Source organism: Ferroplasma acidarmanus Fer1 (assembly GCF_000152265.2).
GTDB lineage: Archaea > Thermoplasmatota > Thermoplasmata > Thermoplasmatales > Thermoplasmataceae > Ferroplasma > Ferroplasma acidiphilum.
Genome location: NC_021592.1, coordinates 1,726,937 through 1,752,387, shown reverse-complemented (window position 1 = coordinate 1,752,387; position 25,451 = coordinate 1,726,937). Strand labels below are relative to the sequence as shown.

Annotated in this window: 25 protein-coding genes and 2 pseudogenes; 12 read left to right on the top strand and 15 right to left on the bottom strand. The window is 35.6% G+C overall.

The window, feature by feature from the left end; all coding sequences use genetic code 11:
• Positions 1 to 17: 17 nt before the first annotated feature.
• The 3 genes from FACI_RS08835 to FACI_RS08825 form a co-directional block, all read right to left on the bottom strand.
• Positions 18 to 1,541, bottom strand: coding sequence for a thiamine pyrophosphate-binding protein (locus FACI_RS08835; RefSeq protein WP_009887834.1), 1,524 nt, complete (start codon positions 1,539 to 1,541; stop codon positions 18 to 20).
• A gap of 340 nt (positions 1,542 to 1,881) precedes the next feature.
• The gene (locus FACI_RS08830) at positions 1,882 to 2,643 is read right to left on the bottom strand and encodes a glycosyltransferase family 2 protein (protein WP_009887832.1); all 762 of its coding nucleotides are present in this window, start codon (positions 2,641 to 2,643) and stop codon (positions 1,882 to 1,884) included.
• Between the two features lie 323 nt (positions 2,644 to 2,966).
• Positions 2,967 to 4,097, bottom strand: a complete 1,131-nt coding sequence (locus tag FACI_RS08825) for a glycosyltransferase family 4 protein (protein ID WP_009887830.1) — start codon at positions 4,095 to 4,097, stop codon at positions 2,967 to 2,969.
• A 183-nt stretch (positions 4,098 to 4,280) separates the two neighbouring features.
• Between FACI_RS08825 and FACI_RS08820 the strand changes: the two genes are divergently transcribed.
• Complete coding sequence (locus FACI_RS08820) at positions 4,281 to 5,444, top strand: glycosyltransferase family 4 protein (RefSeq protein ID WP_048074081.1); 1,164 nt, start codon at positions 4,281 to 4,283, stop codon at positions 5,442 to 5,444.
• A gap of 2 nt (positions 5,445 to 5,446) precedes the next feature.
• Here the strand turns inward: FACI_RS08820 and FACI_RS08815 are convergent, their stop codons facing one another.
• On the bottom strand, positions 5,447 to 6,409 hold the full coding sequence (locus FACI_RS08815) for an aldo/keto reductase (RefSeq protein ID WP_009887827.1): 963 nt from the start codon (positions 6,407 to 6,409) through the stop codon (positions 5,447 to 5,449).
• Positions 6,410 to 6,644: 235 nt separating this feature from the next.
• Here FACI_RS08815 and FACI_RS08810 point away from each other — a divergent pair, with 235 nt between their 5' ends.
• The gene (locus FACI_RS08810; RefSeq protein WP_009887825.1) at positions 6,645 to 6,830 is read left to right on the top strand and encodes a hypothetical protein; all 186 of its coding nucleotides are present in this window, start codon (positions 6,645 to 6,647) and stop codon (positions 6,828 to 6,830) included.
• A gap of 6 nt (positions 6,831 to 6,836) precedes the next feature.
• Here the strand turns inward: FACI_RS08810 and FACI_RS10410 are convergent.
• A pseudogene (locus tag FACI_RS10410) lies at positions 6,837 to 8,036 on the bottom strand (CaiB/BaiF CoA transferase family protein).
• 82 nt (positions 8,037 to 8,118) lie between these two features.
• Between FACI_RS10410 and msrA the strand changes: the two are divergent.
• Both msrA and FACI_RS08795 read left to right on the top strand, forming a co-directional pair.
• The gene (gene msrA / locus FACI_RS08800; protein WP_009887820.1) at positions 8,119 to 8,655 is read left to right on the top strand and encodes a peptide-methionine (S)-S-oxide reductase MsrA; all 537 of its coding nucleotides are present in this window, start codon (positions 8,119 to 8,121) and stop codon (positions 8,653 to 8,655) included.
• Between the two features lie 311 nt (positions 8,656 to 8,966).
• Positions 8,967 to 9,746, top strand: coding sequence for a glycosyltransferase family 4 protein (locus FACI_RS08795; protein ID WP_009887818.1), 780 nt, complete (start codon positions 8,967 to 8,969; stop codon positions 9,744 to 9,746).
• A gap of 16 nt (positions 9,747 to 9,762) precedes the next feature.
• On the opposite strand, the gene FACI_RS08790 is transcribed toward FACI_RS08795, so the two are convergent.
• Positions 9,763 to 10,092, bottom strand: coding sequence for a TA0956 family protein (locus FACI_RS08790; RefSeq protein ID WP_019841776.1), 330 nt, complete (start codon positions 10,090 to 10,092; stop codon positions 9,763 to 9,765).
• Between the two features lie 192 nt (positions 10,093 to 10,284).
• Here FACI_RS08790 and FACI_RS08785 point away from each other — a divergent pair, with 192 nt between their 5' ends.
• Complete coding sequence (locus FACI_RS08785) at positions 10,285 to 12,324, top strand: xanthine dehydrogenase family protein molybdopterin-binding subunit (RefSeq protein ID WP_009887815.1); 2,040 nt, start codon at positions 10,285 to 10,287, stop codon at positions 12,322 to 12,324.
• Between the two features lie 86 nt (positions 12,325 to 12,410).
• Positions 12,411 to 13,025, top strand: coding sequence for an aldose 1-epimerase (locus tag FACI_RS08780; RefSeq protein ID WP_009887813.1), 615 nt, complete (start codon positions 12,411 to 12,413; stop codon positions 13,023 to 13,025).
• Here FACI_RS08780 and FACI_RS08775 read toward each other — a convergent pair.
• Positions 12,938 to 13,801, bottom strand: a complete 864-nt coding sequence (locus FACI_RS08775) for an IS481-like element ISFac5 family transposase (RefSeq protein ID WP_009886695.1) — start codon at positions 13,799 to 13,801, stop codon at positions 12,938 to 12,940. The two genes, FACI_RS08780 and FACI_RS08775, sit on opposite strands and share 88 nt — an antisense overlap.
• A gap of 79 nt (positions 13,802 to 13,880) precedes the next feature.
• Between FACI_RS08775 and FACI_RS08770 the strand changes: the two genes are divergently transcribed.
• Positions 13,881 to 14,210, top strand: a complete 330-nt coding sequence (locus FACI_RS08770; protein ID WP_009887809.1) for an aldose epimerase family protein — start codon at positions 13,881 to 13,883, stop codon at positions 14,208 to 14,210.
• 76 nt (positions 14,211 to 14,286) lie between these two features.
• Positions 14,287 to 15,072 carry a glucose 1-dehydrogenase gene (locus FACI_RS08765; RefSeq protein ID WP_009887808.1) on the top strand — a complete coding sequence of 262 codons (786 nt, stop codon included), beginning with the start codon at positions 14,287 to 14,289 and terminating at the stop codon, positions 15,070 to 15,072.
• A 58-nt stretch (positions 15,073 to 15,130) separates the two neighbouring features.
• Here the strand turns inward: FACI_RS08765 and FACI_RS08760 are convergent, their stop codons facing one another.
• From FACI_RS08760 to FACI_RS08740, 5 genes and pseudogenes are all read right to left on the bottom strand, one after another.
• Entirely contained in the window at positions 15,131 to 15,931 is an 801-nt protein-coding gene (locus FACI_RS08760) for an MFS transporter (protein WP_394325019.1), read from the bottom strand.
• Positions 15,932 to 15,981: 50 nt separating this feature from the next.
• A pseudogene (locus tag FACI_RS10510) lies at positions 15,982 to 16,224 on the bottom strand (transposase); the annotation flags it as partial.
• 21 nt (positions 16,225 to 16,245) lie between these two features.
• Positions 16,246 to 17,184, bottom strand: coding sequence for an IS3 family transposase (locus FACI_RS09865; RefSeq protein ID WP_009886825.1), 939 nt, complete (start codon positions 17,182 to 17,184; stop codon positions 16,246 to 16,248).
• On the bottom strand, positions 17,184 to 17,453 hold the full coding sequence (locus tag FACI_RS08745; RefSeq protein ID WP_019841506.1) for a transposase: 270 nt from the start codon (positions 17,451 to 17,453) through the stop codon (positions 17,184 to 17,186). The genes FACI_RS09865 and FACI_RS08745 overlap by 1 nt, the downstream gene beginning before the upstream one ends.
• A gap of 30 nt (positions 17,454 to 17,483) precedes the next feature.
• A complete protein-coding gene (locus FACI_RS08740; protein ID WP_009887802.1) occupies positions 17,484 to 17,906 on the bottom strand; it encodes an MFS transporter in 423 nt (140 codons plus the stop codon).
• A gap of 166 nt (positions 17,907 to 18,072) precedes the next feature.
• Between FACI_RS08740 and FACI_RS08735 the strand changes: the two genes are divergently transcribed.
• Positions 18,073 to 18,264: a hypothetical protein gene (locus FACI_RS08735; RefSeq protein ID WP_009887800.1), complete on the top strand. Its 192-nt coding sequence runs from the start codon at positions 18,073 to 18,075 to the stop codon at positions 18,262 to 18,264.
• Between the two features lie 35 nt (positions 18,265 to 18,299).
• Here FACI_RS08735 and FACI_RS08730 read toward each other — a convergent pair whose 3' ends face one another.
• On the bottom strand, positions 18,300 to 19,250 hold the full coding sequence (locus tag FACI_RS08730; RefSeq protein ID WP_009887798.1) for a 3-hydroxyacyl-CoA dehydrogenase family protein: 951 nt from the start codon (positions 19,248 to 19,250) through the stop codon (positions 18,300 to 18,302).
• Positions 19,251 to 19,472: 222 nt separating this feature from the next.
• Between FACI_RS08730 and FACI_RS08725 the strand changes: the two genes are divergently transcribed.
• Entirely contained in the window at positions 19,473 to 20,138 is a 666-nt protein-coding gene (locus tag FACI_RS08725; protein WP_009887797.1) for an HAD family hydrolase, read from the top strand.
• A 170-nt stretch (positions 20,139 to 20,308) separates the two neighbouring features.
• Here the strand turns inward: FACI_RS08725 and FACI_RS08720 are convergent, their stop codons facing one another.
• Entirely contained in the window at positions 20,309 to 21,067 is a 759-nt protein-coding gene (locus FACI_RS08720) for an MBL fold metallo-hydrolase (RefSeq protein WP_009887796.1), read from the bottom strand.
• Between the two features lie 160 nt (positions 21,068 to 21,227).
• Here FACI_RS08720 and FACI_RS08715 point away from each other — a divergent pair, with 160 nt between their 5' ends.
• Both FACI_RS08715 and FACI_RS08710 read left to right on the top strand, forming a co-directional pair.
• Positions 21,228 to 23,519 (top strand): hypothetical protein, encoded by a 2,292-nt coding sequence (locus FACI_RS08715; RefSeq protein ID WP_009887795.1) that lies wholly within the window; start codon positions 21,228 to 21,230, stop codon positions 23,517 to 23,519.
• 67 nt (positions 23,520 to 23,586) lie between these two features.
• Positions 23,587 to 24,540, top strand: coding sequence for a Gfo/Idh/MocA family protein (locus FACI_RS08710; RefSeq protein WP_009887794.1), 954 nt, complete (start codon positions 23,587 to 23,589; stop codon positions 24,538 to 24,540).
• A gap of 50 nt (positions 24,541 to 24,590) precedes the next feature.
• On the opposite strand, the gene FACI_RS08705 is transcribed toward FACI_RS08710, so the two are convergent.
• The gene (locus tag FACI_RS08705; protein WP_009887793.1) at positions 24,591 to 25,292 is read right to left on the bottom strand and encodes a phosphorylase family protein; all 702 of its coding nucleotides are present in this window, start codon (positions 25,290 to 25,292) and stop codon (positions 24,591 to 24,593) included.
• Positions 25,293 to 25,451 lie beyond the last annotated feature (159 nt).

The following is a 25,451-nucleotide window of genomic DNA, read 5'->3' as shown; positions in this document are numbered from 1 at the left end:
AAAATATCAAATTCTCTTTACCCGAACAGATTATAACCATATGGTTTATCCACATTTACAATAAGTGCAGCGGGGCCTTTAATATTCCTGAGCCATTCAATATCTTCCATGGTTTCATCGTTCTCCCTTGATTCTATATTAAAGGAATCCAGTACTTTCTTTAATTCAATGGAAAATGAAAGGTATTTCTTGCTTTCGTTATAATTGACATCAGAGAATTTTTTGAGTATCCCGTATCCATGATTGTCCAGTATTATAATTTTTACAGGGAGGTTATAGTTCTGTATTGTCCACAGCGTCTGGCTTGTATACATGAATGCACCATCACCTATAACACATAATACCTTATCCTTTACCGTTGCCATGCCCGCAGCGGCAGGAAGAGCCCAGCCAATCTGGCCTGATTTCCCTATGAAATATGAATCCGGCTTATATCCTACAATGTTTCTCAGGAAAGGAGATGCTGATATGGATTCGTCTGATATGGTATAATCACCGAAGTTTTTTGATATTTTAAGCATAACTCTTTGAATCTGGGAATTTTTATCAATTGAAGGTTTACCCGGTATCACAGAAGGCTTCCTGGGCTTAATGTACTCTATTGCACTTTGAAGGAAAGCAGCAGGGTTCATGAAATAGGAATCTCCAATTTTTCCGGATATATCCATTCCTATCTTTATTATCTCTTTGCCTTCAAGGAGGTCGGCCTTGCTATATGGATATAGATTAATATCACCGCCAACGATAATAATAAGGTCATATTCTGAAAGTTTGTCATTTATTACAGCCGCAACAGGCGGGAGATCGCCGGCGTAGTTTCTATCGCCAGAGTCAAAGGGTGCCCTGCTTGCAAATGGCTCTGCAAATACCGGAATTCCAAGTTTGCCAGCAAAATCCTTTGCGTACTCTATCCCCTCATACATATCCAGTTCATACCCGGTTACCATAACAGGGTTCTTTGAATTATTAATTATTTCTACAATAGATTTGACCGCATTCATATCCACGATATTTGAATTGCTATCAGGCATGTTTAATCCAGAATATTTTCCTTCCTCCTCCATTATATCCATTGGAAAACCCAGGAAGGAGAGAGAGTATGGTGGTGTCATTGAACTGATATATGCCCTTCTAATTGACCTTTCTATGTCATTTGCAGAATTTACTTCAAATTTGTATTTAACATAAGGTGAAATCATATCGCTTATATTTCCTGAGAGGAGAGGATCATAGAATATATGCCTTGAATCCTGTTCACCTGCGGTAATTATAACCGGCACCCTATGCACAAATGCGGAATAAATAAATGCCATGGAATTACCGACTCCAAGAATGCTGTGTAGATTTACAAATGATGGCTTCCTGGTTAACTGTGCCCTTCCATCTGCCATGCCAACAGAAATAGAATCATGGAGTGTTAGAATATACTCATCACTGGATACACCTTCCAGCATCGGTATTTCTGTAGTTCCGGGATTTCCAAAAACAGGAAATAGTTTCATATTTTTCAGTGATTTATTGAAAATTGTATAACCTAGCATAATTATCGTTTCTCTGAATCTCCCATAGGATTACAAAATATAAGTTTTTTTAATTAAACATTGATACTTGTATTATATTCAGGAATTAAATATTAAACATAACTTGAATATTAATTTTTATATTAATAATAGAATTTATAATAATTCAAATTATATGGTTTTTGATCAACAAAATTTTCAAAATGTTGTTCTATTAAGTATATTCGATAATACAAAAATTTGCAATAACATTTATTTTACGAAGTCTCTATATTCTATAGAATACCGCGCGTATGAACTAAATTCCGTTCAATGTGGAATGGAAAATTATACTTTAAGCAATGTGCCACCTCTATAAATTTTATGATTTATTTTTCAATTCCAGTATTTTATTATCAAGTTTCTTCACCTTTATTAAAAGCGATAAAAACCTGGCGATAGTATATTCTGGTAATCCTACATAGAATCGCTTTAATCCTGTAATTTTATAGTATTTCATTAACCCATTGAAATGAAAATCTGATACAAATATGGCATCTGCGGCGCATTTTATTCTTCTTGATGCCTTCTTAAAAATATTATTTTCATACCTGCTTTCCCTGCCAGGGCCTACATGCCGGATTTTCATGCAATTATAATCAGTAACGAGATCTGTTGTTTTAATTATGCCCAGACTTTCACATACCTTTTCAAAGTAAACGTCCTCGAAACAATTAAGATCTGGCCATGCGTCTATATTTGTAAAAACTTCCCTTGCTCCTGCAAATATATTGGGGGTGCATGTAGACCCCTTCAGATGTATAACTACAATTTTTCCCTTCTCATATTTTGCTTCGTATGTATCAATAATTTCTTTTAAATTAAGTATCTCTACATCGAAATCTATTAAAATTATATTGCCCCCAGAAGCATTTTCTATTGCTATTTTTTTACCCATGCCTCTTGTGGATTTTCTATTTATTAATTTAATTCGATCATGGTAATTTGCTAATAATTTGCCTGTATTATCTGTTGAACAACTATTCACAATTACAATTTCGTGCTCTGTATCTATAAATTTTGATAAAAATTTGTTTACAATCTCTTCAGAGTTATACACAGTTGTACATATTGAATATTTCATGGAAGTTGATAATTTAAATATATTAAATTATGCCGGTGTCCGATAACATAGCAATAAATCTATAGAAATGGTTCTAACTGCATTTTTTTCAATCACGTTATAAGTATACTCAACATTATTAACGAAATGAGCGGTAATTAAATTTTAGGCACATTGTAAAGCAATCATTCACGAGTCCAGGGATAAGCATGATTCAAACTACAGTGAAAAAACTGTGATTAGCTAAATAAATCGGGATAGAGCCCCAAAATAGGGGATAAAAGTAGATTTACTCAAACTGGAACTTATTTTGATTTACTAAATTACAGATACATTGTTATTTTCTAACTTTCATAGAATTTTATTGCGTCAAGAAATTCTGTATATGTTTTATTAATATCATATTCCATTGCAGTAGCTTTCGCTGATTCCGAAATCCTTTTTAAGTCAATGCGCTCCTCCATCAATTTGGCAAATTGCAAAAATATTTTCTCTGGATCTTTTATTGGTACCAGGAAGCCATTCTGGCCATGTACGATAACAGTTTCCGGCCCACCACAGGCAGTTGATATGGCTACACATCCAGAAACCATGGCCTCAATAAGTGGTTCTGGGATTCCTTCTTCAATGGAAGGCAGAATAAAGAATGTTGCATCACCGTAAAGTTTTTTGAGGCTTTTCTGGTTTATATTGTAGTGAAACTGTATGTATTCTGGTAATGGCAAATTATAATCACCGAAGGCACTTATAGAAATATCCGGGTATTTATTATGTATTAGCTTTAAAGCGTCTATTGCATACTTAGCTCCTTTTGCCGGGTTCAGCCGCAATGGAACCAGCATAAGATGCTTATCTTTGCTATCAAAATCTGTACTGGATTTATATTCATCAAGATTTATTCCCTCTTTAACCAGTGGAAGGCTCTCGTCAAAATTCTTATTAATTAAGGGATTTACTGCGATTTTTCTACTGATACTGTAGGCCTTTGAGAGATATTTTAAATTTTCAGGATTACTATTCTGTATATCAACTGAATAATCATGATAGAGCAAAAAATAAATGTTTTCTACCATGTTTCTTTTATCTGGAACCAGTACGCCCCACCAGTAACTTGTGACCAGCCTCTTTATCTGCAATGCCGGGAGTTTATAATTTGAAAGGAAAAAATGGATTCTATCATCAAACAAGACTTCACTATGCCTCCACAATATATTTAAGTATATCTTTCCTAAAATTTTACTATAAAGGATCCTGCCAGCTATACCTTTAAATATATCCATCCTGCTATTTTTTTTAGAAAATCCATATAAATTTGAAATATATGAGTAAGACATATAAAGTATACCCACGGTCGCTCCGTCTCTGGCAAGTGAATTTGTTATGGAATAAATCTGCTTATTTACAGCGCCTGAGGAACTGCTAAATGGTTTTCCCCATGTAATAAACAGGTAATCTAATGTTTTCTTCTTTTCCATATGACTTTCATTTAATCCCAATATATAAAATAGTCCTATTAAAGGGACGTGGAGAGTTAACCTGAATAAACTATGGCTGGTTTTTCACTTATAAAGTAGATAATGGTTATTTATTCTGAATACTTGCAGTTCAGAACATAGAATATTTAAAATATAATTCATTAATTACATCCCTGTTTACAGTTGAGATTAGCTATAGTAGGATCGATGAATCTTGAATTCGCAGGCGGTGGCGAGGCAAATGCCCGTGATATTGCAGAGTTGTTTGTGAGGCAGGGATATGATGTAACCCTATTCGGTGCAGGAATCCCGAAAGGGTATGAAACAAAAGCGGGCAAGTATTCATTCAATTATGTTCCTGATGCTTTTACTTTTGACATAATGGCAACCGGCCCTGTTTTGAAAATCTCCCATATATTATCTATGGGGCTTATAGGGATATATACCTATAATCGCATATATGAAAAAATTAAGGATTTCGATGTTTATTATTTTGTTTCACCAACTTTACTTTTCAGAAATGTGGGTTACAGATTAATGAAAGAAGGTAAAACAGTTGTACTTGGAAATCATGGAACATACTTTGAAGTTCTTGATATGTATGGTTTTGCATCCAAAGCATATTCTAAAATACTTACGACCATGATATTCCATAAGCTTTTAAAAAACAGAATGAAATTTTACATCCATGTACAGAATAAGTACCAGGCACAGTACTATGAAAAAATAAAATGCGATCGATCATATATAAGGGAAATTCCGTACAATAATGTCAAATTCAATGGCTATAAATGCCTGGATAACGATAATTTTTCTGTAGTTTACCTTGGCCGCCTGATGGAAAGTAAAGGGGTTGATATGTTGCTCGAGCTTGAAAAGAAGGCAGACATAAATCTTCATATTATAGGCAAAGGGCCTTATATGGAAAAACTCCAGCAGATGAAAAATCAGAATACTATAATCCATGGATACGTTTCTTCTGAAGAGAAAATAAAACTCCTTGCGGAGAGCGATGTGATGATTGTCCCATCAATAAATGAGTCTTTATCTATTTCTGCCATAGAAGGGCTGGCGTCCGGGCTTTACCTTATAGTTTCATCCACTTCCATGGGCCCTAGGTACATTGTAAGGCAGGACAATATTTTTGGAGTTGCTGTACCTAGAAATCCAAAAAATTTTATTAAGGAGATAGAAAGGATAAAAATAATTAAAGAAAGAAGCAAAACTGATTTTTACAGGGAAAAAATGCTAAGGCGCGAAATAGCCAGTAAAATGTTTGATGCTGACGTTGTTGATAAAGAACTGATAGAGCTTTTCAATGATGCTATAAAAGACAGTAATAGGTAGATCTAATAACCGGCAGTTCCTTTTACAATTTTATGCGGTTTATAATTCCTGTCTATAGCCTCCATTTCTTCCCTGTCTAGTTTAACATCCAGTGCAGCTATATCATCTTCCAGGTATTCTGGCTTTGTAGCCCCTATGACAGGGATGAATCCTTTATTTAGCACGTATGCAAGGGCAAGTTGTGGCACTTTTACCCCTTTTTTCTTTGCTATATCCTCTACACTCTCAAGTATATCAAAATCCGAATCACTGAAATACCGTTCTTTCATAACTGGATATGTTTTTGTCCGTACCGTTTCATTCTCTAATCCTCTCTTATATTTCCCTGAGAGGAATCCGGCAGCTATAGGCGAGAATGGAGAGTATGCAATTCCATGTTTTTCACAGAATGGTATAGCATCCCTCTCGTCTTCCCTGTAAACTGCATTATAATGGTTCTGTAGTATTGCAGGTTTTATATTCTCCTGCATTTCCATTATTGTTGAAAATTCAGCAAGCTGGTATCCCATAAAATTGCTAAGCCCTATATATCCGGCTTTACCGGATGAAATAAAAGAGGATAGTGTATGTACCGTATCCCTGAAATCTACATTATCAAATATAGTATGCAGGAAATAAATATCTATATAATCTGTTCTGAGATTCTTAAGGCTGTTTTTCATTTCATTGAATAAAATTGCCCTGCTGAATCCCTGTGTGAAATCATTTACCTTTCCACCGCCTTTCGTACTCAAAACAAGCTGGGGCCTGTAACCTGTAATAGCTTCCCCTATGATTTTCTCAGATTCACCGGATGAATATATATTGGCCGTATCAATAAAATTAATGCCGTAATCTATGGCTTTTTTAATTATTTTCCCTGATGTTTCTGGATCAGCCATCCATTTTGAACTGCCAAATGACATCCCGCCAAGGCAAAGCCGGGACACTTTTAAATCTGTATATCCTAATTTAGTATACTCCATAATATAACAACATAATTTTATATTTAAAATTTGGTTAAATGCTTCAACTGGAAAATAGTTTGCCTGCGTGTAATCTCAAATAAAGTTACAGCCCTATTGCCATAAATACAGAATTCTTCCGGTTTACGTCTTATTATAAGAGTTACGTTTTTCATGGAACAACATTTCCTGCACAATTATTCTATCTACAATAGTTTAATCCAAATATTCTAATCCTTAAATATTATATAGAAACATGATTTGTGAGGATCTGGGATACATGATTTTATACAACAGATCAGGGAGGTCTGTAATTCTTACACATGACGAAACTGTAGATTTATGCCTGAAAGCCCAGGAAGCTGGGTTGGACCTTCCAAAATATATAATGAAAAATTATATGAAAGATTTAAAATTGATAAAGTTCAGATACGATGAATAATTGCTATCATTCATCTTTCATTCTTTTGAAGATAATATTTTTATTATACAACTCCTCTATCTGCCGTGGTGTCATTCCCAGTTTACCTAGAATTTCATCATTTCCACTTCCCAGAGATGGTGGCGGAAATCTAATTTCCCCCGGTGTCTTTGATAGTTTAAATGGCGTGCCTGGAATTTTAATTTTGCCATAACCGGTATCCATATCAATAATCATTTCCCTGAATTTTATCTGGCTACTGGATACGGCATCAGCTACAGAGTTTACCGGCGCGCATGGAATTCCGCTTTGAATAAGCGTCCTGTATATATCTTCTGTGGTTTTATTTTTTAATACATTTTCTATCTCCTTTTTCAACAGTTCACGGTGTGAAACCCTATCAACATTGGTTTTAAACTCAGGGCGGCTTCCCAGTTCTGGACCTATTGTTTCGCAGAATGTTTTCCAGAGCTTTTCTGTACCCACAGTTATAACTATTTAACTATCTGATGTCTTATATGCCTGGTATGGTGCAATGCTGGAATGAGCAGAACCCAGTTTCTCCGGATTTTTTCCTGTTGATAGGTATGACATTAATTGATGCGTCAGTACAAGGAAATTTGAATCTAACATGGAAAGGTCAATATACTGCCCTTCACCTGTGCGTTCCCTGCTATAAAGTGCCGAAAGTATTGATACCGTGGCAAATAACGCAGTTGTAATATCCGCAATTGGAACGGCAAACTTCACCGGAGATTCGCCTGGATTTCCTGTGATTCCAAGAAGCCCGCTCATAGCCAGAATGGCAAGGTCATATCCAGGATAATCTCTCATAGGTCCAGTTTGCCCGTATCCTGATATGCTGCAGTACACAATGTTCTTATTGATAGTTCTTGCTATATCATATGAAAATCCAAGTTTCTCTATAACACCTGGCCGGAAATTTTCAACCAGTACGTCTGATTCTGCAATTAGCTTCCCCATTATCTGTTTGCCCTCTTCAGTTTTAAGATCAATTGCCAGGCTTTTTTTATTCCTGTTTGTGCTCATGAAGTATGAGGAAATTCCGTTCATATATGGCGGTGCCCATGACCTTGTCTGATCACCAACGGGAGGTTCAATTTTTATTATCTCGGATCCAAGGTCACCAAGCAGCATAGTAGCAAATGGCCCGGACATAGCCTGGGTTAAATCCAGTATTTTTATTCCTTTCAGGGCGTTTTCCATATTGAATCAATACTCAACTGTATATATTATTTGCCTGGTATGCCATTGAAAATATTTAATACCGACCCGGCAATGTTTTCCTATGTCTGAAAAAGTATTAGTTATAGGAACAGGGTGTTTCTGGTGCAGCGAAGCAATTTTCAAGTTGATTAAAGGTGTAAATAATGTAGTCCCTGGATACGCAGGCGGGCATACTGAGAATCCGACATACAGGGAGGTATGTACTGATAAAACCGGGCATGCCGAAGTTGTTAAAGTCTCCTATGAGCCTGATGTAATTAGCCTTGAAAAACTTCTTGAACTTTTTATGGCTACGCACGACCCGACATCTCTCAATAAGCAGGGAAATGATATTGGAACACAGTACAGGTCAATTATACTGTATAATGATGATGCGGAAGAAAAAATGATAAAGGATTTTCTTAAGGAGCATCAGAAAAATTACAGCAAACCTATAGTTACAGAGGTTCAAAAGCTCGATAGGTTCTACGAAGCAGAGGATTATCACCACAATTATTTTGCAAATAACCAGTCAAATCCGTACTGTGCAATGGTAATAAAACCTGAAGTAAATGATTTTATAATGAAACACGGAAATATATTAAAACTTCAAAAATAATGGGAAATACGCTATATACTGATTTCTGGCAAATAATATAAGTGTGATTAAATTAAATTTCAATACTATTTGTCCGGGAGAAATTTAAAAGGGTGGAAAAACAACATTAAAAATTAAAAAAAGTAAAGACGTGGTATATTTATGTTACAATGATTTTTTATTCGCCTTGTATTATTTGTAATAGGTTCTATGTATATGTAATCTTATGAAACTGGAAAATAATATATCAGGTAAGAAATATTTTACAAAATTTAACTCTACACATATGATATTCCGCGATAACTCTATAAATAACTATTTTATACTAAACTATGAGATTAACTTTCGTTACATTTACCGATTTAAAGGCCGGTAGAGGAACTGAAACTGTTTTATTTAACCTGTTAAAATACAAACCTGAAGATATAGAAGCGACAGTTTTATATACAGATGACCATGGAAATAACCCACTTATTCTTTCCGATGATGCTGTTAAGGATTTGATAAAAGATTCAAAACAGATAAAAATACAGTGTGATATCATACTGTACTATCCTGATTATGCAGTAAAAAACACAAAATTAAAATTCCTATTTGTTGCATCGCTCTCAAGTGGGAAAGGTTTAGACATATTGTTGCCATTGATTGAAAAAATGAATAATTCAGAGGTGGAGTTCCATATCGCAGGTGGTGGGGAATTAGCTGATAAAATAAAAACAAATAAAAGAATAATATATCATGGGATTTTAAATGATACTGATCTTGCCAGATTATACAGGGAATGTGATGTGTTTATTTATCCAAGCCATGCTGATACATTTTCTATAGTTACTTTGCAGGCATTATCATCAGGATTATATGTAATGTGCTCCGATTACCTAAAGGGCAATTTTGATGATTTTGAAAATAAGTATCTGGAATATTTGCCATTGGATATAGAACAATGGTATAGCAGGGTTAATGAAATAATAAATAACAACAGTATAATAAAACATGATAAAAGTGAAGAATACAGCTATGTAAAAGATAATTATGACTGGTCTGTAATATCAACAAAATTTTATGGGTATATGGCAGAATATTATAATGAGAGCAAAGGTATAAACAGATAAAATCCAAATTCGGATATTAAAAAGGTGTAGAAGGAAAATGGACTGTTACAGTGAATTTATTTTTCCTCAATTCTTCTGCCGATGAATTAACCTTCATTTTATCTATTCCAAGATTCTGAGAAAATGACATGTCCACTATTTTTTTCCCGGGATTTACAATTATTATTCCAACATTTGCATCATCCTTATTTACCCCGGCACTTTTTCCGTATTTATCAATAAATGCCTGTATTTTTCCGATATTTGCACAGAGGTCGTCAAGACTTCTATTCAATTCTGCAAGTGGAACACACATGGTTGATGATTTTAAGCTGTGCCTGATATTGTAAGCAACACAATTAGCCATAAGAGACTATTTTTCATTGAAATATAATATTATCTGTTTCATTAATATCTACACATTTATACATGGAACAGTTTTTGCACTTATTTGCACTATATTTATTCATAAAAGCTGTAGAAATAGCATTATATTTAAAAATAGTTTTGCATATTATCTTATAAAAATCTTAATAAGGGAGCCTGTATATATCCATTTATGGATTATAGAGACCGGTATGTTGATGGTAAAGGAAAATACATAGATGATATGACTTTTAATGATATGCTTTATATGAATGTTTTCAGGAGCCCCTATGGGAAAGCTAAAATTAAGAATGTAAAGGGCGGGCTCAATGCCTCTGAATTAAAACTTTTTTATAAGTCCTCTATGGGAGAGATGGCTTCATTGGGGGGAAAATCAAATTCGGCTTATTTTGAACCTGTTTTCGCCATAGACAATGTAAATTATGAGGGGCAGGCTATAGCTGCGGTATTTGGAAAAACCAGATATGAAAGCGAAGACCTGCTAAACACAGTATCCGTTGATTATGAGCCAATGCAGGCAGTATCCGGGATAGACGAGGCCATTAAAGCCCCACCCATACATGAAGGCACAGAAAACAATATACTGGCGGAAACTGAACTTGGAGAAGATTTTGATGAAAATGACATTGACTTTGACCTTACCATGGAAGACACTTTCTTCAATGAAAGGATAATAGCTAATTCCATGGAAACAAGGGGGTGCATAGCAGACTATAAGGATTCTAAATTAACATTCTATGTGTCTACCCAATCTGTCCAATCAGTTAAAGCAGGACTAGTACAGGCGTTGGGTATGAAACCTGAAGATGTCAGGGTAATACAGGCAGATACAGGGGGAGCTTTCGGTTCAAAGGGTTCATTTTATCCTGAATATGTAATGGCAGCATATGCTTCAAAGAAATACGGAAAACCAGTAAAATGGATAGAAACAAGAAAGGAGCACCTGGAGGCTGCATATCCCGGGCGTGGAGCGAAAGGCAAAATAAAAATTTATGCCAGGAATGATGGGAGAATAACAGGCATAAAGGGAGATGTGTATGTGGATGCAGGAGCCTATGACGCCGGGACAGGAGGTTTCGCATCAAGATTTATAGCATACCAGATAACCGGGCCATACCACATAGAAAAGGCGTATATGCGTGCTTATTCTGTTCTCACAAATAAGGCACCTATGGGCCCATACAGGGGAGCAGGCAGGCCAGAGGCTGCATTTTTCATGGAAAGAATGATGGACCTCTTAGCCGACAGATTGCAGATGGACATTTCAGAAGTAAGGCTTGTCAACGCCTCCACTGAACCTTTCACATCCCCCACCGGATTGACAGTAAAGGAGGCAACAAGGCCATTCCTGGAAAAAGCACTTGCAGAAGTAAATTACCGTAAAATTTCAAGAGAGGAGAAAACAGGTATTGCATTTTTTGTCCTTATTCCCGCATCACGTCCCGGTGAGAGTGCAAGGATAGATGTTTCCAATGGGAAAATTACTGCCCAGCTTGGAGGAAATGTGCATGGGCAGGGCCATGAACTGTTTGTTAAGAGCATTCTGGAAAATGAACTTCAGGTTGAACAGAATTTAATTTCCCTGGAGAATGGAGATACAGCAGAAATGGAGAACGGAGTCGGCAGCTGGGGAAGCAGGACTGCAATAGCCGGAGCATCGGCTCTGATGAAAGTGGCTGGCCAGATAAAGGAACAGGTAATAAAAAAATATGGAAAATATAGCCCGGAGAAATTATTATCCGGAAATTACAGTGCTTATGACTTCCTGAAAATCGATTACGACGTTAATTCCGTAAACTTCAACATGATTACCGCTGAGAGAAACAGAAGCGGGCTTGTGACCATGAAAGACTGGTACAGCTATTATGACCTTGGCCATGTATTGAGCCCGGTAAATGTTATCGCACAGATAACCGGTGGTGCACTTGAGGGCGTTGGCCAGATGTTTTCTGAATCTTTAAGGTATTCACCTGAAGGTCAATTAATGACAACAAGCATCTCTGATGCAGGGCTTCTAACGGCGGATTACGCACCTAATTGCCATATAAAATGGGTTGAAAACGGATCACCTTCACCAAGCCAAGCAAAAGGATTGGGGGAAGCACCAACAATTGGAACACCGGCAGCGCTGGCACGTGCGGTGGAACTGGTTACAAGAAACAGGGTGGTCAATACACCTATTAAACTGGAAGATATAGAAAATTTTCAGTAAAAATATAACAATATTTTTAATTTTATATTCAATATATTTTTAACCTGCTCGATATCTTTTTAAGCATGGTAAGATAATAGTTTATAATGAAATTAGAATATAATGGTTTTCATGCGAATTTCAATCCAGTTGGGGCATATCTTGAAGATTTGCAGAAGGATGGTACCCCCATAATTAGAAAGAGTAATGATAAAAATAGCACACATGGTGGGGCCGCTGTTTTATTTCCATTCGGAAACAGAATTCAAAATGCAGAATACTCATTTAACAATAAACAGTATTCGCTGCCGGAGAATGATGGGAAAAATAGCATACATGGGCTTGTCAGGGAACTCCCATTTGATTCAAATTCCGGTGATAACTATATAGAATTTTCAAGCCATTTTAAATCAGTATTTTACCCCGGGGAAGCTCATATTAAGGTAAAATATGAAATAACTGGAAACATGTTTGTTACGTCTTTTTATGTTAAATCCCTCACGTCCAGAATTCCGGTTGAAATAGGATTTCATCCATACTTCAATGTACATGGCAGTTATTCAATATCATATAACAGCAGAATTGTACTGTCCCATTATTATTTCCTTTATATACTGTATGAATTTATATTTTTTCATTTTACCACCATTTTATTTTTATATGCCATTGCTGGTGTAACTATATTATCACCATCTGACAGTGAGTCATGCATCCTTTCATAGTTGTAATGGTATACTACCTCTTCCCAGGTACTGAAATATGGCCTTAAACGTTTTATGGTATAGTTTAATCTCTCCAGTTTTCCATTTGTTTCAGGGTGTTTTACCCTTCCAAGTATGTGTTTTATATTACTGTTATCTAAGTATTCCTGGAACTTATTGTGATCTCCAGGTATTCCATTCTTACCATTTGAAAAGAACTGTGTTCCATGGTCTGTTAATATCTCTTCAGGCTTACCGTAAGTGTTTATTGCTATTTCCAGTGCTTCTATTGTATTATCTATTGTTTCCTCACCGTATATTCCCATTCCTACTATGAACCTTGAAGCATCATCTTCTATTATTATTAACTTCTCACTGTCACTGTATTTAGTCCAGTCCATATGCCATAGTGAGTTGCTATGTTTCCTCTCATATTTTATATATTTTCTCTGTTTCTTCTTATTATTGCTGTTATCAACCATATTTAATAATAACAGTATTCTGTATATATTGTTTTTAGCTATTATTATCCCCTTTCTTTTAAGGTATTTCCTTATTCTTTCAGGTCCTGACATAGGGTATTCATATCTTATTTTTTTAACTATTTCTATATCCTTGCTGTTTAATTCCCTATGTTTCCTTTTACCTATTGTATATTCTCCATTATCCCTGTATTTTTTGTATATGTAATTTACATACCTTGTTGTTATTTTCATTTCCTTAGCTATTTCTGTAGATGATCTTCTCTTATTTTTCTCCCTTATTATATATTTTATTTTTTTCTCATTTAACTTCATTCTGGGCTTATATTCTTTTATTATATTTTTAGAGGGTATATATAGGAAATATTTACGGGACAATATATATAACAGCAGAATGAAAAAATTCAATTACAGGAATGTGTACTTTCCAGACGGAAGCACTGTTGATGTTGATTATAACGGCAAGGAATTAAATAAGATGCCTCTTGACAACTGCTTTTATCTTGATTCTACAGTAATTTTAAAAGATGAAAAACATTCGATCAGGATAACCAGGAAGAATATGCCATACCTTGTACTGTATAATGGCCAGTATGCAGGTAATGATTCTATAGCTGTTGAACCTATGACGGGAATACCGGATGTGTACCATAATATGGTAGGGCTTGTAACACTTGAAAAGAATGCTGAATTTGTATGTTCCTATTCCATAGAAGTTATATAAAATAAGTATTTTCATTGAAATTATTTATCCTATAACATATATTTATATCTTTAATTGAATTGTTTTACTGATAGAAATGGGAAAAATAGATTTAACCGGAAAGGTAGCTATTGTAACCGGTGCAAGTGGTGGAATTGGAAAAGCTATTGCAATTGGGCTGGCATCTGCAGGCGCCTCCGTTGCAGTCCATTTTGGCAGGAACAAAAATGCTGCAGATGAAGTAGTAAATAAAATTGTGGCAGCTAGGGGGAAAGCCATCGCAGTGAGTGCAGATATGGCAGATCCGGTGGCTGTTGAGGAAATGTTCAGGAAAGTAGATTCTTCCCTTGGGCCTGTTGATATTCTTGTGAATTCAGCAGGGATAGATGGTGTCCGTGCAATGCTAGGAGATGATGATATAGAAAACTGGAAAAAGGTAATATCTATAAACCTTTACGGGCCTTATTTCTGTTCCAGAATGGCAATTCAGAGAATGAAGAAGAAAAATAGGGGAGTAATCATCAATATTACCTCTGACCATGTTAATATTCCCTGGCAGGGTTACAGTGCATATTGCAGTTCAAAAGCTGGTCTGGACATGATGGCTAAAACACTGGCACAGGAAACGGCGACTATGGGCATCAGAGTTATATCAATTGCACCAGGTGCCATAAAAACTGCTATAAATAAATCTGTCTGGGAAAATCCGGATACCCTTAAAGACCTTGATGATAAAATAGCCATGGGATTCCCGGGAGATGCAGAAGATGTAGCGGATGCAGTCCTGTTTGCAGCAAGTGATATGGCAAAATACATAACAGGAACTACAATTGTCGTTGATGGCGGAATGCTGATATATCCAGATTTCAGGCATGGCGGATAAATTATTCCTGTAAAAATACAATTTTTAGCTAAATTTAAATAAATTTTAAAAAAAATATTTATTGTTTTTTATCTGTTTTAGAGTTATCGGAATATCCCGACATGGATGCGTTTCTAACTGTTGCCAGAGTATTGTTTTCAAATATATCATTAATCTCCTCCACACTCTTGCCCTTAGTTTTTGGCATTATGTAGAAGAAGATAACAACTGCCATTATTGAAAGCACTGCAAACACAGCCATGGTGTATCCAAGCCCTATTTTCAGATCCATCACAGGAAACAGCTCAATTATTGCAAAGTTTGATATCCAGTCCACAACGGCAATAAGGGAAGCAAATAATCCCCTGTACTGTGTCGGGAAATATTCTCCCTGGATGATCCAGCCGGTACCACCAACACCGAAAGCAAAGAATATTATGAACCCGGCGAATCCTATGAGCAGGCCAATATCTATATGTGAAAGGTACAGTACTGCACCCAGCACATCGAAAAATGCCATGCCAGAGTATCCTAGAAGTGCCAGGGATCTCCTGCCGTATGAATCTATAAGCCTGAAACCGATAAGTGTGGCAAGTACATTTATAATGGCAAGTATTGATGATGCTTCAATTCCAAAAACTGCACTTGATATAGCAGTTCCACCTGTTGAACCGAATATGTGGAGTTTCGCAATAACAACCGGGCCATAATAGAAGGGAATGTTTATACCGGTAATTTGCTGGAACATCATAAAAAGCCCTACTATAACAAAAGCCCTTTTTATTCCGGGTGTTGCTTTTTGCTTTGTTTCTTTTGCAACAAGGTAATCGTGTGTATTTTTAATTTCAGACAACTTTGCCGTAACATTAAAACGTTTCAGTGATGCTATTGCCTTATCGTATTTTTCATGCAGTATCAGCCATCTTGGAGATTATTATTCTCTTTCCACTGTTCCATGGAGTTCTTTTTTATAAATCTCACAATCTTAGCCCTTGCATATGAACCTCTGGATTTGGTAGAAGCATTTTTCCTGGGTGGTATTACTGCATTATATCCAAACATATTGTAGATATATTTTGAATCATATCCCCTATCTCCAAATATTCTTAGAATATTATTTTTCATCTTACTCAATAGTTTTCTGGCAGCCTTAGAATCATGTGTGATCTGTTCCCCCAAAATTTGGACAGTTTTTTAGTGTAATATTGAGACACTTTCATTCCTCCTGCTTATATTAATTTTCCTGTTTTTCAATCTTCTTTCCTCCTTTTTCTTTCTCTCCTTCAGAAACTTATTCCTGAATTCTTCACTGCTGTTCCATTGCTTTTCAAATTCTACAGGTGTTAAATAGCCTATAGAAGAATGTGGCCTGTAATTATTGTAATCATTGAATGCATATTCTATTAATTCCTTAGCATCTTCATAGCTTTCAAGGTCATTTAGCCATATATAATCAGTTTTCAATGAATTGTGGAATGATTCTATATCACCATTGTCCTCAGGTGTCTGTTTCTCTATGTACTCATGAGGTATATTCAATAGCCTTGCAGGAGTTTTGAATTCCCTGGCTATGTACTGTGGGCCATTGTCTGTCCTAAGTACCAGATTGTTTAAGTTAGAATCTTTGTATCTTATGGCATATGCATCTTCTATAGGCTTTACACAGTCTTTAGCTGTGCATGCCCTTGAGAAATTATATGATAGCCACCTTTTAGAGAAACAATCCTTTACAGCCATTAAATAGCACATCCCATTATGTGTCCTGACATAATGGATATCAGTTTCCCATAGCTGGTTTATGTCTGAGGGCTTTGTTAAATTCCTTTTATTTGTCCTGTTCTTATGCTTTGCATATGGGAGCTGTAAATTATTAGATTTTATTATTCTCCTTACTGTTTTTATGTTTATTTTAACCCCTTCATTCCTTAATACAGCCCATATTCTCCTGTGCCCGTATGTTACCCTTTTTCCTGATATTTCCAGTACCTTATTTATTATATTTTCAGGTATCCTTGATTTCCTATGCCTTACTGTACTTTTCCTGTTATAGTGGATATATGACCTCTGTATTCCTGTTATTTTAGAGAACCTTGATACAGACAGTTTATCTCCAAGGTTATTCACTGTTTCCATTATCTCCTCCCTCTGTAATTTTTTTTTAATTCGTCTATGACTAAGGCCTGGTCACCTACCAGCCTCTTTAGTTTATCAATCTCCTTCTCATACCCATTGTTTACTCCAGAACCATAGAATCCCTTTTTCCCTGATTCTATAAACTTATCCCTCCATTTATAGAAGTTTGATACAGATACTCCATGCCTTCTGCATAGCTCTGCTATATTGTTTGCTGTAAATGATTCCATTACTATTGCTACCTTTTCATCTGCTGTAAATTTCTCCATCATATCACCTCATTATATTCTAATTTATATTTATCCATTTCTATATATTCCACTTGATAACTGTCTAAATAATAAAGGGTACGCACCAAGAAGCATTACAAGGTTCACCGAGACAGCTGAAAGAATTGCCCCTATTGTATATATAGCAGCATCCGTTATTAGCAGGAATTTTCTTCCGTATTTATCCGTAAGAAGTGCAGCTATTAATGCACCTACTGCAGCACCAAGTGATGCTCCTGCTATTAAATAGCCGTATACAAATGGGTCTGTTGTTGCAAGATTTTTCGCAAAGGGTATAAAACTTAGGTCAGTTCCTATGTTGGAAGTATCATATCCAAATAGGAAACCACCTATCGTAGCCAGCAATGTCACTGCCCAGTAAAATTTTGTGGTAATTTTACCGTTCAATTCATTTAAAACCGGGTCTGTAGTTTCATTAGAAGTGTTATTCACAAAAATAAAAGTAAGTGTTTGTATATAAAATCATTTAATTCAGTGATTATATTCTGAAAATACTTAAACCATTAATATTCTCATATCTAAAAATTTGCACATATTATACTTTCCTACTATCCTGTTGCCACAAATATATTATATATATTAAATGCATGTTTTGACTATGTCTATAAATAACATAACAGTGTGCCCGCACTGCAATCTTGATATGGAATTGAAAACTGCACCTTACGAACAGAATAATGTTACTCTTGGTGAATTTGAAGCCTACGTATGTCCCAATTGTGGCAGAGTATTCTATACAGATAAGGGATATGAAGGAATAAATAAATTTTCAATGAAAAAGAAAAACTAAATGCATTAAATATTTATACTATACGTTATTAATTTTTATTTTGTGTACTCATAGAACCCTTTTCCAGTTTTCCTTCCAAGATATCCTGCTATGACCATATTTTTTAGCCTTTCCGGAGGTATGTATGCATCTCCGTATGCTTTGTTAAATGATTTCAATACATCATAGACAATATCCAGCCCGACATAATCGCCAAGTTCGAATGGGCCCATTGGAAAACCTGCTCCCTTCTTCATTCCTATATCAACAGATTTCTCATCTGCTATGCCTTCCTCAACTATCTTTATTGCTTCATTTATAAGTTGGATTAGTATCCTGTTCACTATGAACCCTGACCTTTCCTTCGCTTTTACGGGAACCATTGCATCCCTATGGTTTCTCAATCCAGAAATAAGTGAATATGCTGTTTCAACAGTTTTACTGCCTGTCTGGAGAGCTGGTACAATCTCAACCAGTGGCATTGTGTATGGAGGATTGAAGAAGTGGATAATGATATTATTCTCCGGATATTTATAATTGGCTGCCATCTCTGTTATACTCAGTGATGATGTATTTGAAGCAAGTATCGTATTTTCACCAAAATAACTGGATAGTTCTCTGAACAGATCGTTCTTGATTTCCTGTTTTTCGAAAACAGCCTCTATTACAAGCCCACACTGTGACAGTTCTTTGTATGATTCAACTGGATGTATATTGGAAATAATTCCATCTATATCGAGCTGCTTGCCGAGATTCTTTTTAATAGTATTTTTCTGGGTTTCCGTCAGTTCTATCCCATTTCTTTCTATTCTCTTTATTTCCTTGTCGGGCATGGAATCCATATATGATTGGTAGTCATCCAGTACCTTTCTCACATGGGAAATACCTCTGTTGACATATTCCATATTCTGGTCTTTTAAATATACACTGTAACCATTAAAAGCAAATACCTCGGCAATAGAAGAACCCATTGCTCCTGCACCTATTATTCCTATTTTTTCTATCAATTTAACACCGCCATTTCATTTTCACTGGATATATAAAATTTTGCAGAATGACAATAGGGAATGCTAAGAAATACTGTATAAAACTTACAATTATAGAAAATAGATTGCCATGTTGAGAAGCCAAATAATCTAGATTAAAATTACCCATCTCGCATCCAGATCTGAAATGTAAAGTACATTAAACCGATGAAAAAGCTATAAATTAAATTTGTATTTAGCTCTATGGTTAAACTGATTTTATTTGATATAGATGGTACATTAATGGAAGAATCCCCTACCCATACTGCAGCTTTTGATTATGTATGCAAGGAAATTTACGGTGTGGATACCGATATAAAATCATTCCCGAGGCATGGGATGACCGATACTGGCATTATGTATGGATTATTGAAAAAACAGGGAATTCCTGAAGTGGAAATTAAGGCTAAACTGGATATTGCATTTCAGGCTTTGATAGGATATGTATCAACCAATCTGCAACCTGCGGACTATAAATTGCTTAACAATGTTAAAAATGTGCTTGACGCGGTAAAGGTTAACGGGCATATATCGGGCATCCTAACAGGGAATCTACAGCCTATCGCCGAAATAAGGCTCCAGCATGCTGGTATAGAAGAGTATTTTATTACCGGTGGGTATGGAAGTGATAGTATAATCAGGTCAAAACTTGTTGATTATGCAATACAGAGATATGGAAGTAATATTAACCGTTCTGAAATTTATCTCATAGGGGATACTCCACTAGATATAAAGGCTGCAAGGGAGGCTTCAACCGGTGCTGTAGGCATTGCTACGGGCGTATACCCTATCACCGATTTAAGTGCAGCCGATCTGACACTGAAAAATTTTAAAGATATAAATAAATTACTTGATTTCCTTAAAAATTAATTATCCTTTGATGCTTTTTCCAGGCTCTCCAGTCTCAATTCGGTCCAAGCATCACTTCGGCAAGCCCACCTATGATTAACACTATCATTACATTTACGCGTTCATCCTGGAGCTAAACGCTGGCTTTCTCCTAAGGGATCGTAATTCATTTTTTAGTTTGCATATGGCACTCACAAATTTATATCAGTAAATGGCAGGATAATATTTTCACTGGACTTCGCTTTTAAAGTTGAAACCGTTTTATCTGTAAGATGTACCGGCACCAATTTCTTTGCATGGCTCTCGCTGAAACCTCTCAATGCAGATGAATAGGTTGAGTGTTTGGATAGTTTAGCTATTTCAGCGTCCTCATCTGTGAACGTCATCTCATGTAAAAATATGTCAGCCTTTTCCCCCACCTGTGAGATATTATCATTATAAGCGGTATCCCCTGTATAAGCTACAGTATTCCCACGATATTCCAGCCTGTACATATTGTCAGGAATGCTGTGATTCCCTGTAAATGCTTCAATATAATCATTTTTAACCTTATCCGTAAACTTTGTTTTAACTTCATATATCTCTCCATTATTGTTTATTTCAACATAATTAGATTTCATGCTAAACATATAATGGTCAGGAGTGTTATATATCTTCAAGAGCTGTTCAGTATTTTTCATTATTCCCTTTGGCCCAAGGATTATTACTTCATCTTTTGCTTCTCTGGCTGCCCTATACCAGAGTATTTCAGCAAGTCCACCATAATGGTCAAGATGCATGTGGCTAATCAGTATTTTATCCACCTGTGCCGGGTTAATCCCACTTTCAAGCATAGATTCTATTGTATGCGGGCCACAGTCCAGAAGAATATGGCCATCAATAATAATGGAAACATTTCTTTTCCCGGCCTGAATATGGGAAGCCCAGTTCCCGAGAAATTTTATCTCCATGGAAAATTACCTCCTTCGGAAATTTTTGCAATTTTTGACATAGGACATTAAAGGCAATTTCCTAATTAATTGTTTTCCCATTTCTATTATAGGCACACACATTATTATAGAAAATTAATTACGGAAAAGAACTTTTTATATTTTATTTTAATTACCAGGAATGAGATTAAAGCCATTTCCTGTGATGGTTGTTATATTTATGTTGATATTTGTAACTGTGTTTCCAGTTCATGTCTCAGATGCATTTAATAATGCCTTAACACCTACATATATTTCTGGGGATAAAACTACGACACAGGTCACCAATGCCTCCAATGGCAGTGTAAATATTGTTACTTCAAGTTCTACCCCTTCTTACTATGTTGAAAACGAAAGCGCGTATAAAAGCACTGAATATACATTTAACGTAACAGGTGGGATAAACCCGGATAACAATGGTGGTACGGAAAATTATATTATTTTAAAACAGGAGAACAAAACACTTTTTAGCATTTCGTATGGAAGAAAGGATACAATTACAACTGTTTCCGGTTCACAGGATTATAATGGGATATTAAATCTTTCCGGGGAGAATATAATGTATAGTATCCATATAATAATGAACAACGGTATACAAAATCATGCTCTAATCTGGGAAGGAAAAGAACCGGCAATCCCCCATGTTATTGCCCTTAAAAATTCCTATAATTCTGGTAATATATCATTCATGTTTGGTGGGCAATTCTCACATCAAACTATAGGAAAATTATCGGTTAAACATTATACTGGCCTTCTACTTCCAGGTAGCCAGAACACACATAAATTGACACATCAAAAATCTTTAATTTTAAACCCTGCACCTATTAAAAAGAATCAGACTGCCTTTTTAGATTCCAGCTTAAATTCCATAATTTATATTCACGATAAGGGCGTAATTGAACGTTATAATTATCATACAAATAATTACTCAACTCTTGGGGAGATACACAATTTCCAGACTGAAAATATATCATCTATCCAATCCGGGAGCCATTATATCTATTATACGTGGAACAATTCATTTACCAGTATATACACCATTAATAAAACTGATTTGAATGTGGAAAACTATACTTATAGAAACTATAATATGACACATCTACTCTTTTTCAATGGAAACTATGTATTTTATAATCTAAATGGCGGTATGATGTTTGCAAATGGGGATAAGATCAATATTGCCAATGTTTCCATCCTGAAAGTTAATGTTTCCAGGGACATTAACATTATAGCCATGAATAAAACAGGTATTGAGAACTATACTGTTACTGCAGATGGACGGATAGTGAAAACTGGTGGGTGGGAAATAACAGGAAAATATAACATTAAATATTTCTATCTTAACAATGGGATTTCATCATACTTTGAGAGGGGCAACTTATCAAGGTCTATGAATGGTTATTTATACTATCATTTTTCATATATTGCAAATAATATAGGCATTGATAATGGCAATATTGTACAAAGCAGCGAGGGTAGTATGGAGGCACTTGGAGTTAATGCTCCGGATACCCTGTCTTCATCAAATGGGACAATTATAGCCGCGAATGGACAGAATATAGAACTGTATAGTAATTTCTCAATAACATCGCCATATAAGATTACTATCAGGTCTGTTAATGAAGATGTAAAATTCAACAACACAATATTAACACTGGATATAAACTCAAGTTTACCATACCATATCAGCGCAGTAGCATTGAACAAAACATACAATACCAATAACAGCACTTTTAACCTTACATTTACAGGCATTCACAGCGGGTATTACACAATAGATTTTATGGCGGCGAACATTGCAGGGTATACATATAATAGTAGCTATGTTTTTAAGTATAACAATAGTAGAGATCTCATAAATAATACTGTTACTAAAATAAGTAACGTAAGAATAGTAAACGACAATGGCAAATTCTATGTTAAAATTAACGGAAACCTAACAGCCAATGCAACCATTGCGTGGTATGTAAATGGTAAATACTCTAATGCAGGAAAAAGCCTTACAACAAAATTGGGCGCAGGAATTGATAAAATATCTGTAAAAGTAACTGATGGCGGGAAAACATATACTGATTCAAAAATTGTTTATTATACTGGAAACCTGCCATACTATGCCGGGTTTGCCGGTGTTTTTGCCATACTCGCCATATTTCTGCTTGAAACTCTTTATTTTAATAATAAAAACGTTGATGAGTTGATAATAGAATTAAACGGTTCTACACTGAAAAAAATACTGAAATCAGGTCGCAGGAAGAGAATTAGCGGGAAATTGATCAAGTCCAGAATAAAGGCACTTAACATTTCCGGTAAAATATCTATTGAAAAGGATATGGATAACCATAAATTTATTTTTGCAGATAAATCATTTATAAAATCCACCAGGGAGCCGGTTCACGGGAATACAAATTCAGAAAATAATAATGGATTTAAATAATTTTAGCCGTATTCATTGATTTTCCGGTAAATGCAAAAATAATTAAATATATTAATATTATGATATTATGAAAATACTTGTTGTTGGGGCTAACAATTTTGGACAGAAACATCTTTCCGGAATAAAGGACATGGAAATAAGCATAGTAGAAAGAAAACCAGAAGTTATAGAAAAAACCGTGGAAAAATTCAAAATAGAAAATGTGTACAGCAGCTTCGAAGATGCAATAAAAGACCGCTTTGACATAGTTGACCTTGTGGTACCTCATTATCTACATAAGGAAATGGCTATAAAGGCTATGGAAGCAGGCAGCAATGTCCTTGTAGAGAAACCTATTGCCACTACACTGGATGACGGAGAAGCTATGATACGGGCGTCAAAGGATTACGGGGTAAAATTTATGGTTACAGATCAGTATTTCTTTGACCCATCGGTAAGGGCGGCTGTTAAATTTATAAAAGAAAATAGAATAGGAAGAATAAACACTATAATAGTTCGTGACCAGAGATTTTTTGAGCATGGAGGCTGGAGAACCGATAAGGATCAAATGGGTGGAGGTGCCCTTATAGACGGAGGAATCCATTTTCTAGATACATTATTGAATTTTGGAGGGAACTATGAAAGCATTCATGGAAAAAGCATTCACGGCGGATCTATTCTTAATGGTGAAGACAACACCGCTGCCTTATTCAAATTTGAAAATGGCACCTATGGATTATTTTTCTATTCATGGTCATACAGAAACCCACCTGAATTGCCGGCATTTGAGATAATAGGGGAGAAAGGTTCTATTTATGAGGATGTTAAATCCAGGACATCATGGGAAGTTGGAACGCCTGTAAGGACAGTATATGGCGACCTGATACTCAATGGAGAGAAAGCAAATGTGAAAAAGTATGATGTGTATACCGCTGAAATAATGGAATTTGCGGATAGTGTCAAAAATAATACTGAGGTTCCTTTCCCTCCAGAATTAGCACTGCGGGATTTGAAAGCGGTACTGGACATATATAAGCTTTAAAAGAATGAATATATAAAAATTTAATATTATATTTTCACAAAATGGTAAATTTATTGTGTGAGAAGTTCCAGTAAAGTTTCAGAGATCTTTTTCTCTTTTTCACTTATTTTATCGGCTGGCAATTGTTCTCCTGTTACCAGATTTCCGTATGCAAGATGCACTGAAAGAGCTTTAACTCCCCTTAATTTAGCTATAAAGTAAAGCCCGGCACCTTCCAGTTCCACTGCAATATTCCCATCTTTTGCCAGTTTTTGACCGAATTCTTTATTATGGGTCATCAGGGCATCGCTGGTAAATACATTTCCCACAACAGGCCCGAGCCCTGCAGCCGAAAGTTTTTCCTCTTCAGCCTTGAGCATCTGGTAATCCGGTGTCAAAGCTATTGAATATTGATCTCCAAGATACTGTTTGAATACTCCGCCAAAGTTATAAGAATATCCTATAGGCAGTATTGGTGTTCCAGGCTTTACCTTATCAGACACAGAGAAGGATGAACCGAAACGCACAATTTGTTTTGCACCCATTCCTATTAAATCATCCACAACAAGTGCCATGGATGGAATTCCTATTCCATGAAATACTGTTGTAATTTTCTTACCGTTGTACTCTCCTGTATATGTATGATAACCTGCAAACTCAGACACTTTCTCTGTATTTTTCAGGTATGAATTGATAATTTTCTGCCTGTCAAGATTTCCCAGTATAACTACCTTATCACTTATCTGTCCTTTTTCAGCTTTTATTATTGCCATGATAATGAATTACAATTTAACCCATATATGTTATGTAGTTGCATACATAACGGCAAAATTTAAAATACTATCCAGATATATACTTATTAATTGACTATAATCCGTTATAATGTACAATTTTTGCGCATAAATAGTAAAGTTTATAAGTGGTAAAATTGG

Excerpts from the sequence above, each read along its gene's own strand:
- FACI_RS08830 (WP_009887832.1), bottom strand. The coding sequence starts at position 2,643 with ATGAAATATTCAATATGTACAACTGTGTATAACTCTGAAGAGATTGTA.
- FACI_RS09865 (WP_009886825.1), bottom strand. The coding sequence starts at position 17,184 with ATGGAAACAGTGAATAACCTTGGAGATAAACTGTCTGTATCAAGGTTC.
- FACI_RS08735 (WP_009887800.1), top strand. The coding sequence starts at position 18,073 with ATGTCTATAAATAACATAACAGTGTGCCCGCACTGCAATCTTGATATG.
- FACI_RS08725 (WP_009887797.1), top strand. The coding sequence starts at position 19,473 with ATGGTTAAACTGATTTTATTTGATATAGATGGTACATTAATGGAAGAA.
- FACI_RS08765 (WP_009887808.1), top strand. The coding sequence starts at position 14,287 with ATGGGAAAAATAGATTTAACCGGAAAGGTAGCTATTGTAACCGGTGCA.
- FACI_RS08710 (WP_009887794.1), top strand. The coding sequence starts at position 23,587 with ATGAAAATACTTGTTGTTGGGGCTAACAATTTTGGACAGAAACATCTT.
- FACI_RS08720 (WP_009887796.1), bottom strand. The coding sequence starts at position 21,067 with ATGGAGATAAAATTTCTCGGGAACTGGGCTTCCCATATTCAGGCCGGG.
- FACI_RS08835 (WP_009887834.1), bottom strand. The coding sequence starts at position 1,541 with ATGCTAGGTTATACAATTTTCAATAAATCACTGAAAAATATGAAACTA.
- FACI_RS08780 (WP_009887813.1), top strand. The coding sequence starts at position 12,411 with ATGAAATTAGAATATAATGGTTTTCATGCGAATTTCAATCCAGTTGGG.
- FACI_RS08705 (WP_009887793.1), bottom strand. The coding sequence starts at position 25,292 with ATGGCAATAATAAAAGCTGAAAAAGGACAGATAAGTGATAAGGTAGTT.
- FACI_RS08790 (WP_019841776.1), bottom strand. The coding sequence starts at position 10,092 with ATGGCTAATTGTGTTGCTTACAATATCAGGCACAGCTTAAAATCATCA.
- msrA (WP_009887820.1), top strand. The coding sequence starts at position 8,119 with ATGTCTGAAAAAGTATTAGTTATAGGAACAGGGTGTTTCTGGTGCAGC.
- FACI_RS08775 (WP_009886695.1), bottom strand. The coding sequence starts at position 13,801 with ATGAAGTTAAATGAGAAAAAAATAAAATATATAATAAGGGAGAAAAAT.
- FACI_RS08770 (WP_009887809.1), top strand. The coding sequence starts at position 13,881 with ATGAAAAAATTCAATTACAGGAATGTGTACTTTCCAGACGGAAGCACT.
- FACI_RS08815 (WP_009887827.1), bottom strand. The coding sequence starts at position 6,409 with ATGGAGTATACTAAATTAGGATATACAGATTTAAAAGTGTCCCGGCTT.
- FACI_RS08785 (WP_009887815.1), top strand. The coding sequence starts at position 10,285 with ATGGATTATAGAGACCGGTATGTTGATGGTAAAGGAAAATACATAGAT.
- FACI_RS08825 (WP_009887830.1), bottom strand. The coding sequence starts at position 4,097 with ATGGAAAAGAAGAAAACATTAGATTACCTGTTTATTACATGGGGAAAA.
- FACI_RS08795 (WP_009887818.1), top strand. The coding sequence starts at position 8,967 with ATGAGATTAACTTTCGTTACATTTACCGATTTAAAGGCCGGTAGAGGA.
- FACI_RS08715 (WP_009887795.1), top strand. The coding sequence starts at position 21,228 with ATGAGATTAAAGCCATTTCCTGTGATGGTTGTTATATTTATGTTGATA.
- FACI_RS08810 (WP_009887825.1), top strand. The coding sequence starts at position 6,645 with ATGATTTGTGAGGATCTGGGATACATGATTTTATACAACAGATCAGGG.
- FACI_RS08745 (WP_019841506.1), bottom strand. The coding sequence starts at position 17,453 with ATGGAGAAATTTACAGCAGATGAAAAGGTAGCAATAGTAATGGAATCA.